General features: G+C 39.2%; 18 protein-coding genes. All 18 read right to left on the minus strand.

The features are described 5' to 3' along the window. Nucleotides 1-11: 11 nt before the first annotated feature. Entirely contained in the window at nt 12-1,427 is a 1,416-nt protein-coding gene (gene atpD / locus ADM90_RS00455) for a F0F1 ATP synthase subunit beta (protein ID WP_053993113.1), read from the minus strand. Between the two features lie 51 nt (nt 1,428-1,478). Then, nucleotides 1,479-2,336, minus strand: coding sequence for an ATP synthase F1 subunit gamma (gene atpG, locus ADM90_RS00460; RefSeq protein WP_053993114.1), 858 nt, complete (start codon nt 2,334-2,336; stop codon nt 1,479-1,481). Between the two features lie 46 nt (nt 2,337-2,382). Continuing rightward, a complete protein-coding gene (gene atpA, locus ADM90_RS00465; protein ID WP_053993115.1) occupies nt 2,383-3,891 on the minus strand; it encodes a F0F1 ATP synthase subunit alpha in 1,509 nt (502 codons plus the stop codon). A 28-nt stretch (nt 3,892-3,919) separates the two neighbouring features. Continuing rightward, complete coding sequence (locus ADM90_RS00470) at nt 3,920-4,456, minus strand: F0F1 ATP synthase subunit delta (protein ID WP_053993116.1); 537 nt, start codon at nt 4,454-4,456, stop codon at nt 3,920-3,922. After that, nucleotides 4,453-4,971 (minus strand): F0F1 ATP synthase subunit B, encoded by a 519-nt coding sequence (gene atpF / locus ADM90_RS00475; RefSeq protein WP_053993117.1) that lies wholly within the window; start codon nt 4,969-4,971, stop codon nt 4,453-4,455. Before atpF ends, ADM90_RS00470 begins: the two co-directional genes overlap by 4 nt. A gap of 177 nt (nt 4,972-5,148) precedes the next feature. Then, nucleotides 5,149-5,361 carry a F0F1 ATP synthase subunit C gene (atpE, locus tag ADM90_RS00480; protein ID WP_053993118.1) on the minus strand — a complete coding sequence of 71 codons (213 nt, stop codon included), beginning with the start codon at nt 5,359-5,361 and terminating at the stop codon, nt 5,149-5,151. Between the two features lie 62 nt (nt 5,362-5,423). Next, nucleotides 5,424-6,146: a F0F1 ATP synthase subunit A gene (gene atpB / locus ADM90_RS00485; protein WP_053993119.1), complete on the minus strand. Its 723-nt coding sequence runs from the start codon at nt 6,144-6,146 to the stop codon at nt 5,424-5,426. Between the two features lie 36 nt (nt 6,147-6,182). Beyond that, complete coding sequence (locus ADM90_RS00490) at nt 6,183-6,554, minus strand: ATP synthase subunit I (RefSeq protein ID WP_053993120.1); 372 nt, start codon at nt 6,552-6,554, stop codon at nt 6,183-6,185. Between the two features lie 537 nt (nt 6,555-7,091). Next, nucleotides 7,092-8,213 (minus strand): non-hydrolyzing UDP-N-acetylglucosamine 2-epimerase, encoded by a 1,122-nt coding sequence (wecB, locus tag ADM90_RS00495; RefSeq protein ID WP_053993409.1) that lies wholly within the window; start codon nt 8,211-8,213, stop codon nt 7,092-7,094. A 128-nt stretch (nt 8,214-8,341) separates the two neighbouring features. Beyond that, the gene (gene upp, locus ADM90_RS00500; protein WP_053993121.1) at nt 8,342-8,971 is read right to left on the minus strand and encodes a uracil phosphoribosyltransferase; all 630 of its coding nucleotides are present in this window, start codon (nt 8,969-8,971) and stop codon (nt 8,342-8,344) included. A gap of 195 nt (nt 8,972-9,166) precedes the next feature. After that, nucleotides 9,167-10,408, minus strand: coding sequence for a serine hydroxymethyltransferase (gene glyA, locus ADM90_RS00505; RefSeq protein WP_053993122.1), 1,242 nt, complete (start codon nt 10,406-10,408; stop codon nt 9,167-9,169). A 57-nt stretch (nt 10,409-10,465) separates the two neighbouring features. Next, nucleotides 10,466-11,008: a TIGR01440 family protein gene (locus tag ADM90_RS00510; RefSeq protein ID WP_053993123.1), complete on the minus strand. Its 543-nt coding sequence runs from the start codon at nt 11,006-11,008 to the stop codon at nt 10,466-10,468. A gap of 36 nt (nt 11,009-11,044) precedes the next feature. Further along, nucleotides 11,045-11,482 carry a ribose 5-phosphate isomerase B gene (gene rpiB, locus ADM90_RS00515; RefSeq protein WP_053993124.1) on the minus strand — a complete coding sequence of 146 codons (438 nt, stop codon included), beginning with the start codon at nt 11,480-11,482 and terminating at the stop codon, nt 11,045-11,047. A gap of 353 nt (nt 11,483-11,835) precedes the next feature. Beyond that, nucleotides 11,836-13,119, minus strand: coding sequence for a methyl-accepting chemotaxis protein (locus ADM90_RS00520; RefSeq protein WP_053993125.1), 1,284 nt, complete (start codon nt 13,117-13,119; stop codon nt 11,836-11,838). A gap of 8 nt (nt 13,120-13,127) precedes the next feature. Then, the gene (locus ADM90_RS00525) at nt 13,128-13,568 is read right to left on the minus strand and encodes a low molecular weight protein arginine phosphatase (RefSeq protein WP_053993126.1); all 441 of its coding nucleotides are present in this window, start codon (nt 13,566-13,568) and stop codon (nt 13,128-13,130) included. A 27-nt stretch (nt 13,569-13,595) separates the two neighbouring features. After that, nucleotides 13,596-14,090, minus strand: a complete 495-nt coding sequence (locus ADM90_RS00530; protein WP_053993127.1) for a manganese efflux pump MntP — start codon at nt 14,088-14,090, stop codon at nt 13,596-13,598. 162 nt (nt 14,091-14,252) lie between these two features. After that, the gene (locus ADM90_RS00535; RefSeq protein ID WP_053993410.1) at nt 14,253-15,287 is read right to left on the minus strand and encodes an L-threonylcarbamoyladenylate synthase; all 1,035 of its coding nucleotides are present in this window, start codon (nt 15,285-15,287) and stop codon (nt 14,253-14,255) included. Between the two features lie 101 nt (nt 15,288-15,388). Further along, nucleotides 15,389-15,976 carry a stage II sporulation protein R gene (locus ADM90_RS00540; protein ID WP_053993128.1) on the minus strand — a complete coding sequence of 196 codons (588 nt, stop codon included), beginning with the start codon at nt 15,974-15,976 and terminating at the stop codon, nt 15,389-15,391. Nucleotides 15,977-15,996: the final 20 nt, after the last annotated feature.

A 15,996-nucleotide genomic window follows, 5' to 3' on the forward strand; every position in this document is an offset into this window, starting at 1 on the left:
CGTCCCTAGTATTAAACCTCTACGCCCATGCTTTTCGCTTTTTCAACTACTTCATCAATTGAACCAACTAGACGGAAAGCATCTTCTGGTAGGTGATCCCATTTACCTTCAAGGATTTCCTTGAATGAACGAACAGTCTCTTTCACAGGCACATAAGAACCTGCTTGACCAGTGAATTGTTCCGCAACGTGGAAGTTTTGTGATAAGAAGAATTGAATACGACGAGCACGTTCTACTGTTTGTTTATCTTCATCAGATAACTCATCCATACCTAAAATTGCAATGATATCTTGTAATTCGCGGTAACGTTGGATTGTACGTTGTACACCAGTAGCAATTGCGTAATGCTCAGCGCCTACGATTTCAGGTGATAATGCACGAGAAGTCGAAGCTAGTGGGTCAACCGCAGGGTAGATACCCATTTCAGATAATTTACGTTCAAGGTTAGTAGTTGCATCTAAGTGGGCGAAAGTTGTCGCTGGCGCCGGGTCAGTATAGTCATCGGCTGGTACATAAATCGCTTGAATAGAAGTTACAGAACCTTTGTTTGTAGATGTGATACGTTCTTGTAGTTTACCCATTTCCGTTGCAAGTGTTGGCTGGTAACCTACCGCAGAAGGCATACGACCTAATAGGGCAGAAACCTCAGAACCAGCTTGCGTGAAACGGAAGATATTGTCGATGAATAAAAGTACGTCTTGTCCTTGTTCATCACGGAAGTATTCTGCCATTGTCAAACCAGTTAAAGCTACACGCATACGTGCACCAGGTGGCTCATTCATTTGACCAAATACCATCGCTGTTTGCTTGATAACGCCTGAATCGCTCATCTCAAAGAATAAGTCGTTCCCTTCACGCGTACGCTCACCTACACCAGCGAATACAGAGATACCTGAGTGCTCTTGTGCAATGTTATTGATTAATTCTTGGATTAATACTGTTTTACCTACACCGGCACCACCGAATAGACCGATTTTACCACCTTTAATGTATGGTGCAAGCAAGTCTACTACTTTGATACCTGTTTCAAGAATTTCAACTGTAGTTGAAAGATGCTCGAAAGATGGTGCTTCGCGGTGAATTGAATCACGACGTGCATCAGCAGGAATTTCTTCACCTAAGTCGATTACTTCTCCAAGTACGTTGAATACACGACCTAGCGTAACTTCACCAACTGGTACTGAGATCGCTTTTCCTGAGTCTGTTACTTCTGCTCCACGTTGTAAGCCATCAGTAGATGACATCGCAATTGTACGAACAGAATCATCACCTAAATGAAGCGCAACTTCTAATGCAAGAATTGTTGGTTCTTCATTTGGACGTTCAATCTTAACTGTTAATGAGTTATAGATTGCTGGTAAGTGGCCATTGTCGAACTTTACGTCAACAACTGGACCCATTACTTGAATAACATGTCCTTTATTCATTACTGTGTACCCTCCTATCGTATTCTTATACGACATTGGGAAGCTGCTTGCCTATTCTAAGGCTGCAGCTCCACCAACGATTTCTGTAATTTCTTGTGTAATCGCCGCTTGACGAGCACGGTTATATTGCAATGAAAGCTCTGAAATAAGGTCAGAGGCATTATCTGTCGCATTTCTCATAGCCGTCATACGAGAAGCATGTTCACTTGCTTTTCCATCTAATAATGCGCCGTAAATTAAGCTTTCTGCGTATTGTGGTAGTAGCACTTCAAGAATTGCTTCGCCAGATGGCTCAAATTCATAAGAAGCATTACCACTTGCAGAGGCAATATCAGTTAATGGAAGAAGTTTTTTCTCAGTCACTTCATTAGCAATCGCGCTGACAAAGTGATTGTAGTACATATAAAGCTCATCATATGTACCATCAATGAACATACCAACAGCATTACGAGCGATTTCTTTAATATCAGCAAATGTCGGCTGGTCAGGTAGACCAACAACATTGCTGATGACATTATGATCACGTTTCACAAAGTAGTCACGAACAACACGCCCTACTGCTAAAACCACGTATTCGTCTTTAGACTTATGACGCTCATTAATCGTACGTTGTACTTGACGTAGGATACTTGAGTTATAAGCACCTGCAAGACCACGGTCAGAACCAATGACTAAGTAAGCTGTTTTCTTAACAGGACGCACAGTTAACATCGGATGTCCGCTGTCCTTTGTCCCTGAAGCAATTGCACCTACTACATCTTGTATTTTTTCCATGTAAGGAACGTACGCTTTAGCATTTTGCTCTGCACGACGTAACTTTGAAGAAGAAACCATCTGCATCGCTTTGGTAATCTGCTTCGTACTCTTTGTTGAATTTATACGACCTTTTATTTCGCGTAAGTTTACCACTGGTATTTCACCACCTTCTGTTTTTTAATCAAGTGACTTACTGAACTTATTCTGATTTAGCGAAAGTTTTTTTGAATGCACTGATTGCTGCTTCATAATCCGCGTCAGGAGCAAGTTCTTTTGTCGTACGAACATGATCTAAAACGTTTGTGTGGTTTGAATCTAACCAGCTTAAGAACTCTGATTCAAAACGAACGATATCTTGTACTGGAATATCATCTAAGTGACCTTTTGTTAATGCATAAAGGATCGCAACTTGTTTTTCAACTTTAAGCGGTTTGTTTAGGTCTTGTTTAAGCACTTCAACCGTACGTTTACCACGCTCAAGTTTCGCAAGTGTTGCTTTATCTAAATCTGAACCGAATTGAGCGAATGATTCAAGCTCACGGAATGCAGCTAAGTCAAGACGTAGCGTACCTGCAACTTTTTTCATCGCTTTAATTTGAGCAGATCCACCTACACGTGATACAGAAAGACCCGCGTTAATCGCTGGACGTACACCTGAGTTGAATAAGTCAGATTGTAAGAAAATTTGTCCATCAGTAATGGAGATTACGTTTGTTGGGATGTATGCAGAGATATCCCCAGCTTGTGTCTCAACGAATGGAAGAGCTGTAATCGAACCATTTTGATATGTTTCATTTAACTTCGCAGCACGTTCAAGTAAGCGGCTGTGTAAGTAGAAAACGTCACCAGGGTATGCTTCACGACCTGGAGGACGGCGTAGAAGAAGTGAAAGTTCACGGTAAGCTGATGCTTGTTTTGTAAGATCATCATACACGATTAACACGTGCTTACCTTGTAGCATGAATTCTTCTGCCATAGATACACCAGCAAATGGTGCTAAGAATAATAATGGAGCTGGTTGAGAAGCAGAAGCTGTCACAACGATTGTATAATCTAAAGCGCCATTTTTACGAAGCGTTTCTACTACACCACGTACAGTAGATTCTTTTTGACCGATCGCAACATAGATACAAAGCATATTCTCACCAGCTTGGTTAAGAATTGTATCGATAGCTACAGATGTTTTACCAGTTTGACGGTCACCGATAATTAACTCACGTTGACCACGACCGATTGGTACTAATGCGTCAATCGCTTTAATACCTGTTTGTAGTGGTTCGTGTACTGATTTACGAGCCATTACACCGAAAGCTGGACTTTCGATTGGACGAGATTTTGTAGCGTTGATAGGACCTTGTCCATCCACTGGTTGACCAAGTGGGTTTACAACACGACCAATTAGTTCTTCACCAACTGGTACTTCCATGATACGACCTGTACGACGAACTTCATCGCCTTCTTTGATGTCAGTGTATGGACCTAGGATTACGATACCAACGTTACCTTCTTCTAGGTTTTGAGCCATACCCATAACACCGTTAGAGAACTCTAAAAGCTCTCCAGCCATGGCGTTGTCGAGGCCATGAGCAAGAGCGATACCGTCACCAATACGGATAACTGTACCAACTTCGCTTACTTTAAGTTCAGATTCATAATTCTCAATCTGTTGTTTAATCAGACTGCTGATTTCTTCAGCCTTGATGCCCATGTATGTCACCTCTCACATTTCTAAATTATTAACCGATTAATTCACGTTTTAGACGCTCTAGTTTGTTTGCTACTGAGCTATCATAAATATGGTTACCGATTTGCACACGAATACCACCAAGTAATGATGGATCAATTTCGTTTGTAATGTTTAATGATTGTTTTCCAACAAGTTGCGCAAACGCTGTTGAAATGCTTGCGCTTTCTTCAGCCGAAAGTACACGCGTTGAAAATACTGTTGCATCTGCCGTACCTTGTGCATTAGCAGCAAGCTCAGCATATGCTTTCGCAATTAGCTTGATCTCATTTACACGTTTTTTCTCAACAAGTAATTGAATTGTGTGTACAACTTCAGGTGTTGCACTAGCAAAAATGCTTGCCACCATTTGTTTCTTACGGTCGATGGAGAACTTAGGTGCTGTTAACAGTGTTAAAAAATCAGGCGATTCGTTAACGACTTTTGTTAACTCGTTTAAGTCTGCTCCAACCTCAGCCAACATATTTTTTTGCTGCGCTAGTTCAAAAAGCGCTTGAGCATAACGTTTTGCTACAGTTGAATTACTCATCGAGCTTCCCCTGCCTTCGCAATCGTCTCTTCAATTAGAGCACGGTTGTCTGCCTCAGAAATTTCTTTGCTAAGGACTTTAGATGCTGCAAGTACAGATAATGAAACGACTTCATCACGTACAGCCGCAATAGCTTTTTCTTTTTCAGATTCAATTTCACGTAAAGCCGATTCTTTTAAGCGGTTAGCTTCAGTGCGTGCTGCAGTAAGAATTTCTTCTTTTTGTAGTTCGCCTTGCTTCTTAGCGCCCTCAACAATCGTTTGTGCTTCCGTACGAGCTTCCTTAAGAATGCTCTTTTGTTCTTCTAAAAATTGGTGCGATTCTTTGCGCGCTTTTTCAGCCGCTTCGATTTCACTAGCTACTAATTCCTCACGTTGTTGCATGATGCCCATAAGCGGACCCCAAGCGACTTTTTTCAGTAATAACATTAATACTAAGAAGATTACTAATGTTGCGATGATATCACCACTGTTGAAACCAGTGCCTGCACCTAGTACAAGATGATCTAAAAACACGATTGTTTCACTCCCTTCAAGAGCTTTCACTTCAACATAATTTAATAACTTTTAAAAAAACTACCTATTTTAAAAAGCTATATTTACACATAGCTTTTCTCTGTTCCAAAATGAAGGGCGAAGTTTCATCTGGAGAATCCTGCTTCGCCACTAGTACGATTCAGTATGCAAACTGAATTATCTGTTCATTACGATGAATGCTACTACTACTGCAATGATCGGTAGGGCTTCAACTAATGCTACCCCGATGAACATTGTCGTTTGAAGAACGCCACGAGCCTCTGGTTGACGAGCGATACCTTCTACTGTTTTTGATACGATAAGACCGTTACCGATACCTGCACCAAGTGCACCTAAACCGATTGCGATTGCTGCTGCTAATAAACCCATTTGAAAATTTCCTCCTTGGAATTGTTTGTTTTTTTATTCAAGCATAAGATTTATGCTTTATATTAATGGTCATCGCTCACTTTATGAGCCATGTAAACCATTGTTAACATTGTGAAGATAAAGGCTTGGATAAAGCCAATGAAAATTGAGAAACCTTGCCATGCCATCATAGGAACGATTGCTCCGATGAATCCCACAGCACCAGATGTTGCTAGTCCTGCTAATAAGCCAAGTAAAATCTCACCCGCATAAATGTTACCATAAAGACGTAGACCTAATGTTAATGTGTTTGCAAATTCTTCTACTAATTTAAGTGGGAACATGAATGACATTGGTTTAAAGAACGTACCAACATAATTACCTGTACCTCTCATTTTAACACCATAGTATTGCGTTAAGACTAAAATCATTGCTGCTAACGTCATCGTCACTGTAGGGTCAGCGGTTGGCGATTTCCACCAAAGATCATGACCATAGGCGATAGAGAACGGAAGACCTAATAAGTTAGATATTGCGATAAACATAATCAACGTGATACCTAGAATGTGGAATCGACCACCAGTTTTCCAGTCCATATTGCTTTTAATGATATTCTTAACGAAATCCATAATCCATTCCATGAAGTTTTGCATACCAGTTGGCTTTAACTTTAGGTTTCTAGTTGAAATAAAAGCAATTAAAAAGACGATAATTGCGGCAACTAGTAACATCAACACTGTCGATAAGTTAAATGTTATGGTTGTGAAACCTAAATCAAAAGTTTTTAATGGAGCTTCATGATTCATTGTTATTTTTCACCTCTCTTTCTAATTTAAAGCACATTAGCGGTTTCTTACATGTGACACAATTCTCTCGACAAAGAGAAAAACGTACGGAAGCATTAGCCCTATCACCGTGCTAATTAAGTGAAAATAGTTTGGCAACGAAATGGCTATGGCGACTGCCGCAATACCTGACGCAAAACGCAGCGCTGTACCAAGTGAGCCTATTTTCTTCCCTTCACTAATGGATCTATCAAACTTTTCCATACGGCGAACTAAAATCCAAAAATTATACGTACCAAAGAATGCACCGACTGCGATGCCCGCAAATACAGATTGATAGGGCGTAAACCCCCAGCCTAATGCACAGAGTGCGAGCAAAAAAAATAACGCCCTCTTCTGCATAGCAAAAATTTGATGCAAATCTAGCATTGGTTGTAATCTCCTGAATCATTTTTTCGAGTAATGAAAACGTTTGCTGACCACCATGTGAAATCAGAAAAGAGCAGTGAAAAGCACTACTCACAGCGGAATAGTAACGGGAGAGTCATTTCAATTACAGGTGTAAATACCCAAAAAAATAACTTACACCCCTTACCTACTCGGTAAAAACCGAAACGCACAAAACGTTGCAAATCGACAGTTTTATTTTGAACTGTCAATTTAGTAGAAAGTTGATATAACAAGTGTTTCAAAGTCCTACTTCTAATCAGAAACCCTTATCATTCTTACCCTTTGTAAGCATACAATAGGTAATATTTGAAGTCAATTGGTAATGTAGAAAAACTTCACAGCCGCTATAGTCTTGTCAAATTGTTGACAAATTTGTGTATGGAGCTTCATAATTTTAAAAATTCTCTCTTTCGCTACGCATAAAAAAAGCTAATTTACGACATAATTATGCGCATAAATTAGCTTACCCATTTCAATAGGTATGTTAGACTTATTTTTATCATTAAATATAGTACATTAATTATTTTTTTGTAAAAATTCTAGCAGCGCTGAGACAATTCGCTGAGATGCATAGCCATCGCCGTATGGATTAGATGCTTTCGCCATTGCTTCATAGGCATTTTTATCTGTTAAGAGCTCTTTTGTCAAAGCATAGATCGTTTCTTCTTCAGTTCCCGCTAACTTTAATGTACCCGCTGCAATTCCTTCTGGACGTTCTGTTGTATCGCGCAAGACAAGCACGGGTTTGCCTAATGAAGGAGCTTCTTCTTGTATCCCTCCCGAATCCGTTAAAATCATATAGGAATTGGCTGCAAAGTTATGGAAATCAAAAACCTCTAAAGGTTCTATTAAATGCACACGTGTATTATCTCCTAAAATTTCATTAGCTACTTCCCTTACTGCTGGATTCATATGGACAGGATAAACGACTTGCACATCTTCATGCTCTGCTAGTATTCTTGTGATCGCCTTAAACATATGGCGCATTGGCTCACCAAGATTTTCACGGCGATGTGCTGTTAATAAAATCATGCGATCTGCGCCAATTTTATCCAATACAGGATGTGTGTAATGTTCACTAACAGTTGTTGCTAATGCATCAATCGCTGTATTTCCTGTCACAAAAATTGTTTCTGGATTTTTATTTTCATCTAGTAGGTTCTTTTTGGATACTTCGGTTGGCGCAAAATGCAAATCAGCCATCACACCTGTTAGTTGGCGGTTCATTTCCTCTGGATAAGGAGAATATTTGTTCCATGTACGCAGGCCTGCTTCTACATGGCCTATAGCAATTTGATTATAAAAAGCAGCTAGGCTTGCAATGAATGTTGTAGCTGTATCACCATGTACTAAAACAATGTCTGGTTGCGCCTCTTTCATGACTTTATCCAAGCCCTGTAAGGCGTTTGTCGTTACATCGATTAATGTTTGACGATCTTTCATAATATTTAAGTCATAGCTTGGTGTAATTTGAAATGTTTCTAGTACCTGATCGAGCATTTGGCGATGCTGTGCGGTTACGGTTACAATGGATTCTATTTGCTCAGGATATTTTTGTAGCTCCAATACAAGAGGAGCCATTTTAATTGCTTCAGGTCTTGTACCAAAAATCGTCATTACTTTCCATTTCTTTGTCAAAACGATTAACACCATCCTTTTTATTATTGTATGGAAGGTGTGCCTCTACTTCTTGCATGCTATCCTCAACCATACTATGAAGCGTCCTTCAAAATTGAAGGACGCCCTTTACTAACTATATGTTGCTCTTATTTTGTACCAAATAAACGATCCCCTGCATCCCCTAAACCAGGTACAATATAACCATGGTCGTTTAATTTTTCATCGAGCGCCGCAATATAAATATCGACATCAGCATGCTCTTCTTGAATCGCTTTTACTCCCTCTGGTGCAGCAATTAAACACATGAATTTAATATTTTTAGCACCGCGTTTTTTCAAGGAATGAATCGCTTCCACTGCTGAGCCACCTGTCGCAAGCATTGGGTCTACTATGATAAAATCACGTTCTTCAACATCTGCTGGAAGCTTCGCATAGTATTCCACTGGTTTTAATGTTGCTGGGTCACGATAAAGTCCAATATGACCAACTTTAGCTGCTGGGATAAGCTTTAATACGCCATCTACCATGCCAATACCTGCACGTAAAATTGGCACAATGGCAAGCTTCTTACCAGAAAGCACTTTTGTTTTTGCTACTGTTACAGGTGTTTCAATTTCAATTTCTTCTACTGGCATATCACGTGTAATTTCAAAAGCCATCAAGGTTGCCACCTCATCTACTAGCTCGCGAAATTCTTTTGTACCTGTATTTTTGTCACGGATATACGTTAATTTATGCTGGATGAGTGGATGGTCAAATACATAGACTTTGCTCAAAGGGATTCTCTCCTAACCGTTCAGATTTCATTTTATCTTGTCTAGTATAACAGAAAAAAGAAGGTCCCTCAAAAATAAATTATCTATATTTATGCAATCTTTTTGACACATTAGTGATAAATATTTTTTGTCATAACTATTAAAAAGCTGCGTTTAAAGGAAGGTTTCCGCTTTAAACACAGCTTTATCACTTTATTATGCATATAATGGATGTTTATCTGTTAATGCTTTAACACGCTCTTTTGCCTCTGCTTTCACTGCTTCATCTTCAGGATTTTTCAGAACTGCTGCAATAATCGCGCCAACTTCCTTCATATCCTCTTCCTTAAAGCCACGAGAAGTTACAGCAGGTGTACCAATACGAATACCCGAAGTCACAAATGGCGATTCAGTATCATATGGAATTGTATTTTTATTTGTTGTAATCCCCACTTCATCAAGTGCATGCTCTGCTACTTTACCTGTTAAACCAAGAGATTTAACATTGAGCAGCAATAAGTGGTTGTCTGTACCACCCGATACAATTTCTACACCCTCAGCAATCAACACCTCTGCTAAAGCTTTCGCATTGGCAATAATTTGCTTTGCGTAATCTTTAAATTCTGGCTGTAATGCTTCACCAAATGCTACTGCCTTTGCAGCGATTACATGCATTAATGGGCCACCTTGAATTCCTGGGAATACAGATTTATTTAATTTTTGCTCCCATTCTTTTGAAGCAAGAATTAATCCACCACGTGGACCACGTAATGTTTTATGTGTTGTAGATGTTACAAAGTCAGCGTATGGCACTGGTGATTGGTGTTCGCCAGCAGCTACAAGACCAGCAATATGCGCCATATCCACCATAAAATACGCACCTACTTCATCAGCGATTTCACGGAATTTGGAGAAGTCGATTTCACGTGGGTAGGCAGAAGCACCTGCCACAATAAGCTTTGGCTTATGCTCTAATGCTTTTTGACGTACATCTTCATAGTCAATTACTTGTGTATCTTTTGTTACGCCGTATTCCACGAAATTGTAGAGAATACCAGAGAAGTTTACCGGAGAGCCATGTGTTAAGTGACCACCATGAGAAAGATTCATTCCAAGAACTGTGTCACCAGGCTCTAAAATTGTGTGGTAAACAGCCATGTTTGCTTGTGCACCAGAGTGTGGTTGTACGTTTGCATATTCTGCGCCAAAGATTTCTTTCACACGGTCACGTGCAATATTTTCTACTACATCTACATACTCACATCCACCGTAGTAACGTTTACCTGGATAGCCTTCAGCGTATTTATTTGTCAGCACTGAGCCCTGCGCTTCCATTACTGCTTCGGATACAAAGTTTTCAGATGCAATCAATTCAATATTTGCTTGTTGACGTTTTTTCTCTGCAAGAATTCCGTCTAATACTGCCTTGTCTTGTACTGCTAATTTTTCATATGCCATGTTTGAAAAAGCCTCCTAAGTATCATTATTTCTCTATATCACTAAAAATAGCGATTATTATTTATATACTGCACGTTCTCCGCCTATTAGCTTTGGACGTGTTGTTGCAATCGTAACAACTGCTTCTCCTATCATTTTCACGGATGTACGAACTGGAACAGCTACCGCCTTTAAATGCATGCCAATTAAAGTTTGTCCAATATCAATACCTGCCTGTGCCTGTATAGCCTCAACTATTACTGGATGTGTAAATTGGGTGTAGGCATAAGCGGACATGGAGCCACCTGCTGTCCGTACTGGAACAACAGCCACTGGATCATAGCCAAATCGCTCAGCAGTTGATGCTTCCATCGTTATAGCACGATTAATATGCTCACATCCCTGAAACGCTAAATAAAGCTGATGTTTTTCAGCAAATTTTTGTAATGGTTCGAAAATGGCCTCTGCTATTTCCAATGCGCCTGCTGTGCCAATTTTCTGACCAATTACTTCAGATGTGGAGCATCCTACGACAAAAATTGTATTAGGTCGTAGGGTTACCTGCTCTTCAAATTCACTGAGTAACTGAGTCAAATGCGTTTGTATTTGTTTCACAACCATTAATCTCAGCTCCTTCATCTATTCATAAGAATACTTTTATTGCTCTAGTTCAGTAATTTTTTCGATGCGACGTGTATGGCGGCCGCCTTCAAAATCTGTTTCTAACCATGCTTGTACGATTTCACGCGCAAGGCCTGGACCAATAACACGCTCGCCCATTGCTAAGATATTTGAGTCATTATGACAGCGCGTTGCCTTGGCACTAAATACATCATGTACTAATGCACAACGAATGCCCTTGACCTTATTAGCAGCAATGGACATACCAATTCCTGTGCCACAAATTAAAATACCTTTATCAAATTCTCCGTTCGCAACCCCCTCAGAAACGGGCTTTGCATAATCTGGATAGTCTACTGAATCCGCAGATTGTGGACCAAAATCTTCATAGCTAATTTGAAGTTCATCTAATAGCTGCATAATCTCACGGCGTAGCTGATTGCCTCCGTGATCAGAAGAAATTGCTATTCTCACTGGGTTCCCTCTTTTCGAATTATAGTCAACCTTAGTGTACCACTTCTTTCTAAAGAATAACATGATTTTTCTTGTATTTTTATGATGATTTCTCCTAAAAGACGAACATTAATTATATACTAACAAATAATCATTCACTTTTAAAGCTGTTTTCTACTAAATTTTATGTATATTATGTTACTAAATTCGGATAATGGTCTTTTGTTGTAATATTCTATCTTTTGAGGTTTTTTAAACTTTTTAACTACAGTGGACGATAGTGGTATTTTTTCTACAGCTAGCAATGGTTAATTTGAAAAAAAAAACTGTACGTAAATATGATTTTTTCATCATTTTTACGTACAGTTTTGAAATTATGCTTGTCTGTCAAATTGCAGAATCATTTTATGCAATGCTTCTGATTGTGCTTTTAAGCTTTGGGCAAGACGTTCAACTTGCTCGATTGCGTATGCTTGCTCTTCTGTTGCACTACGAACTTCTTGCGCCCCCGCTGACGTTTCTTCAGCAATCGCAGCGACCTCTTGTGATTGTCGAGCTGTTGTTTCAATGTTTTGCATTTGTTGTTCAATTAAAGAGGAAATTTCAACAATCGCTGTTGCCATTTCGTGAATATTGGACGACATCCCTTCTACTGCTGCTGTTGTTTCAGAAACGCGCGCTGCCTCCTGTGTTGCAAATGCAACCTGCTGATTCATTTGCTTTACAACTACTTCCACATTTTGCTGCATAGACTGAATAAGGGCTGTAATCCCCTGTACAGCTTTGGCACTTTCATCAGCCAAGCCGCGTACCTCCTCTGCTACCACTGCGAAGCCTTTCCCATGATCCCCTGCACGGGCGGCTTCTATAGAGGCATTCAATGCTAACAAATTGGTTTGTGCAGCAATATCACCAACTAAGCTAATAATACGTTCCACTTGACCTGCATTCTCCTCTAATGTATGAATGCTTTTCAATGCTTCGTTATTGCCAGCTGCAATTTGCTGAATGCTATTGACCAATGTTTCAATCGCTGTTGTTGTGGTTGATAAATTATGTAAAATCTCTTTCGATTGTGATGCGGATGCCTCTGCCCTACTATTTACTTCTGTCGCTAGTGCTCTTACATCCTCCATCGCTTCAGCAGTATCTTGTACAGCTGTTGCTGATGCTTCTGCGCCTGTCGAAATATGCTTCACTGTTAACGCAATGCCCTCTGCTTTTCTTGTTGCAACTCCCGCTTCATCTGAAAGCTGAATAATGGACTGATTTGTTTGTTGGAAGTTTTGGTCGATACTTTCGACCATTTGACGTAGATTTAGCACCATTTGTTGAAATGCCTCAGCCACTGAACGTATTTCATCCTGTGTCTTTGGCATTTGTACATCTTGTCCAATTTTTCCTTCGGCTACAAGAGTAGCAGAATGTTCAAGTCGTTGTAGAGGTTTCACTAAAATAATACTGAAAATAGCTGCAAGTATGCCTGACCATATTATGCCTAGCCCATACGTAATGACTTCAAACAATTTTCGGTTTGTATCAGGGAAAAAAGTAGGGTGTATAAATTCAATGTAGATAAAACTAATACTGTAGGTGACTAATGCAAGAGCGCTAACAAATAACACTAATTTAAGACGTAAACCAAATTGTTTTTTCATAGTGTCCCTCAATTCTTTTCTAGTTTTTGTACTAATTGGTCAATTAAAGCTTTTAATTCTTCAAATGTCGCTTCGTATAGTGGTTTGTTACCCCCGTAAGGATCTACTATATTTTCTAGGCTACCTTCATCCGTATATTCTTTTAAAGTAAATACTTTATGTTCAGCTTCTGGATAATTGAAAATAATGGTGTCTTTATGGGTGATTGTCATTGTTAAAATTAAATCTGCCCATTCTATTACATCCTTTGATAATTGAGTTGCCAAATGCTGATGTGGCATTTGTGCTTCCTCTAATACTTGCTGTGCATAAGGTGACATTTGTGCATTCGGCATAGCATAGATACCAGCTGAACGCACTTCCAGATTGTCTAGCTGTTTATGTTGTAAAATAACTTCCGCCATTGGACTGCGACAAGTATTGCCTGTACAAACAAATAATATTCTCACACTTATCACTCTCCACTGTTTAATCTATTATTGTATAGCTAGAATACTCATTATAATAAAAATAACGCCCGCTATTAGTTGAATTTTATTGCCAAAAAAGACTTGGCTTCTGCGGGCTATGACTAATGAACCATAAGCGCAAATAAGAGCACTGACACCTGCGCTTAGTATAAAAATCGTTTTTTCTACGTTCAGCATACCAAAAGAAACACTTACTGAAAAGGTATCTAGGCTTGCAGTCACAGCTAAAAGTATGGGCGAAATTATTACTTTTTCATCCCTATGAGAGAATAATAGCAAATGCATACCAATACAAAATAATAAAATACTAGAAATCCATTGTCCCCATTCTAAAAGAAAACGTACTAAATAGCTCCCTAATTCAAACCCTAGCAACGGGAACACCATATGCAATGCAGCCGTCCATAATGATAACAATAAACGATATCTAACATTTGGCAACAAAACATATAAACCAATTACATCAACAGACGTTAATATACCTGCAAGAATTCCCTGCAAGAATGCACTCCTTCGCTCACTAATATTTTATCATTTTATGCTTAAAAATACATTATTATCATCATTATCTGGAATGGTTTTCTTTTTAATACATATAAAAAAGGACAAAAGACATGTATATTTTTACTGTCTTTTGTCGCTAGCTTTATAAAGTACTTTCATTTATGCTGAATACCACTTTCCTCCAGAGGCTTTTTCAAGTCTATTCATAATAGCAGCCCCGACCCCTTCGGTTGAAGTTGCTGTAGCTAGTATAATGGTAGCTGTTGTTTTATCACATGCTCTTAGGGCATTGTACAAGGTAGCTCCCATCTCTTTCTGGCTTCCAGCTTCCCCCACTGAAAAGTAAAAATCAGCCTTGCTCATATGAAAATTAGCAGGTGCAAGTAATGCAACGTTATGCCCCTCACGCTGCAATTGCTGAACAGCTTTATTAACACTCTCCTCACAACAGTCAATTAAAAATACAGGCGCATTTGGTGCATAATGTGTATATTTCATGCCTGGTGCCTTTGGCGTTATATCCAATTTTTGTTCTATTTGTGTTGGCTGTATAACAGATCCTATTTTAGTCTCTAGCATTTCCTTTGTAATGCCGCCTGGACGTAAAATAACAGGAGGCTCCTGTGTCACATCTAACACTGTGGACTCAAGTCCTATTCCTGTAGAGCCTCCATCTAAAATATAAGGTATGTATCCAGCCAAATCATCTTTTACATGGACTGCCTCAGTAGGGCTTGGCTTCCCACTACGATTAGCACTCGGTGCAGCAAGTGGCTTTTTTAGCTGCTGTAATAGGGCAAGTGCAACAGGATGATTTGGCATTCGTATACCAACTGTTGATAAGCCAGCCGTAACACTTTGAGCCAATACATTTGGTTTAACCGGCATGATGAGCGTTAGTGGACCCGGCCAAAATAAATCCATACATTGCTTCGCCACTTTAGAAATATCAGCTACATACAGTGCCACTTCTTCTTTTGTACCAATATGGACAATTAAAGGATTATCCGAAGGACGGCCCTTCGCTTCAAATATCTTTTTCACGGCTGAATCATTTGTGGCAACAGCACCTAAACCATAAACCGTTTCTGTTGGAAATGCCACGACCTCTCCTGCATTTAAGATATCCACAGCTTGTGCATAATTAATCTGACTATTCACATTACTGTCCACAACCTTACAAACGGTTTTCATCATTAAAACCTTCCTTCAATTATTCATTTTTACTGAATTATCCACATATTGTTTATAACTTAGAAAAAATTGTGTATAAGTTATCTGAATTTGTGCACAATTCATGCAAAAAGCCCTTTAATCCATTCCCATACAAAGAATGTTACTTGTTCTTTTTCTTCTGGCTCCTCTTTTACCTCTTCTTTCTCAGGCTCACAGATAGAAGGGAAAATACTACACCACCAGTTATCCCCACGCGCATCACCGATCTTCACAACAATCGATTGATAGACATTTTGTGGATAAAGTACAGCACCTTGTCTTTTTGGTGGGAATAAGTTATCCCCGAGTACAACCTGTGTATCCATTTGTGGATAACTTTCGCTTAATTCTGTTTCTATTTGTTGCTTTAACGAAAGGATTTGCTCATTTTGGATTATTCCAGCAGCAGTAACTTGTGTAAAATAGGGCTTTAGCTCTTTGACAAGTTGCTCCTTTTCTTGCTGATCCTGTGCTGTATTACTATTGGCAATCACACGTATACGAAAATCCTCTTCTTGCACCTGATTCATAGTTGCCTTTGCATACCCTATAAATGTTGGAATATATAAAATACATAATTGTAAAGTAATCGCAATTACTACTAGTCTAGCAAAAGCTAAAAAGATATGTTGTTTCGGTAATCTTTTAATCTTGTATTCATTTAACATAAAAATCCCTCCTTGCTCAA

Source organism: Lysinibacillus macroides (genome assembly GCF_001281525.1).
GTDB lineage: Bacteria > Bacillota > Bacilli > Bacillales_A > Planococcaceae > Lysinibacillus > Lysinibacillus macroides.

Bases quoted from the DNA above. Each gene is read 5' to 3' on its own strand.
- atpD (WP_053993113.1), bottom strand. From the start codon at position 1,427: ATGAATAAAGGACATGTTATTCAAGTAATGGGTCCAGTTGTTGACGTA.
- atpA (WP_053993115.1), bottom strand. From the start codon at position 3,891: ATGGGCATCAAGGCTGAAGAAATCAGCAGTCTGATTAAACAACAGATT.
- ADM90_RS00470 (WP_053993116.1), bottom strand. From the start codon at position 4,456: ATGAGTAATTCAACTGTAGCAAAACGTTATGCTCAAGCGCTTTTTGAA.
- atpE (WP_053993118.1), bottom strand. From the start codon at position 5,361: ATGGGTTTATTAGCAGCAGCAATCGCAATCGGTTTAGGTGCACTTGGT.
- atpB (WP_053993119.1), bottom strand. From the start codon at position 6,146: ATGAATCATGAAGCTCCATTAAAAACTTTTGATTTAGGTTTCACAACC.
- ADM90_RS00490 (WP_053993120.1), bottom strand. From the start codon at position 6,554: ATGCTAGATTTGCATCAAATTTTTGCTATGCAGAAGAGGGCGTTATTT.
- glyA (WP_053993122.1), bottom strand. From the start codon at position 10,408: ATGGCATATGAAAAATTAGCAGTACAAGACAAGGCAGTATTAGACGGA.
- ADM90_RS00510 (WP_053993123.1), bottom strand. From the start codon at position 11,008: ATGGTTGTGAAACAAATACAAACGCATTTGACTCAGTTACTCAGTGAA.
- ADM90_RS00520 (WP_053993125.1), bottom strand. From the start codon at position 13,119: ATGAAAAAACAATTTGGTTTACGTCTTAAATTAGTGTTATTTGTTAGC.
- ADM90_RS00535 (WP_053993410.1), bottom strand. From the start codon at position 15,287: ATGAAAACCGTTTGTAAGGTTGTGGACAGTAATGTGAATAGTCAGATT.
- ADM90_RS00540 (WP_053993128.1), bottom strand. From the start codon at position 15,976: ATGTTAAATGAATACAAGATTAAAAGATTACCGAAACAACATATCTTT.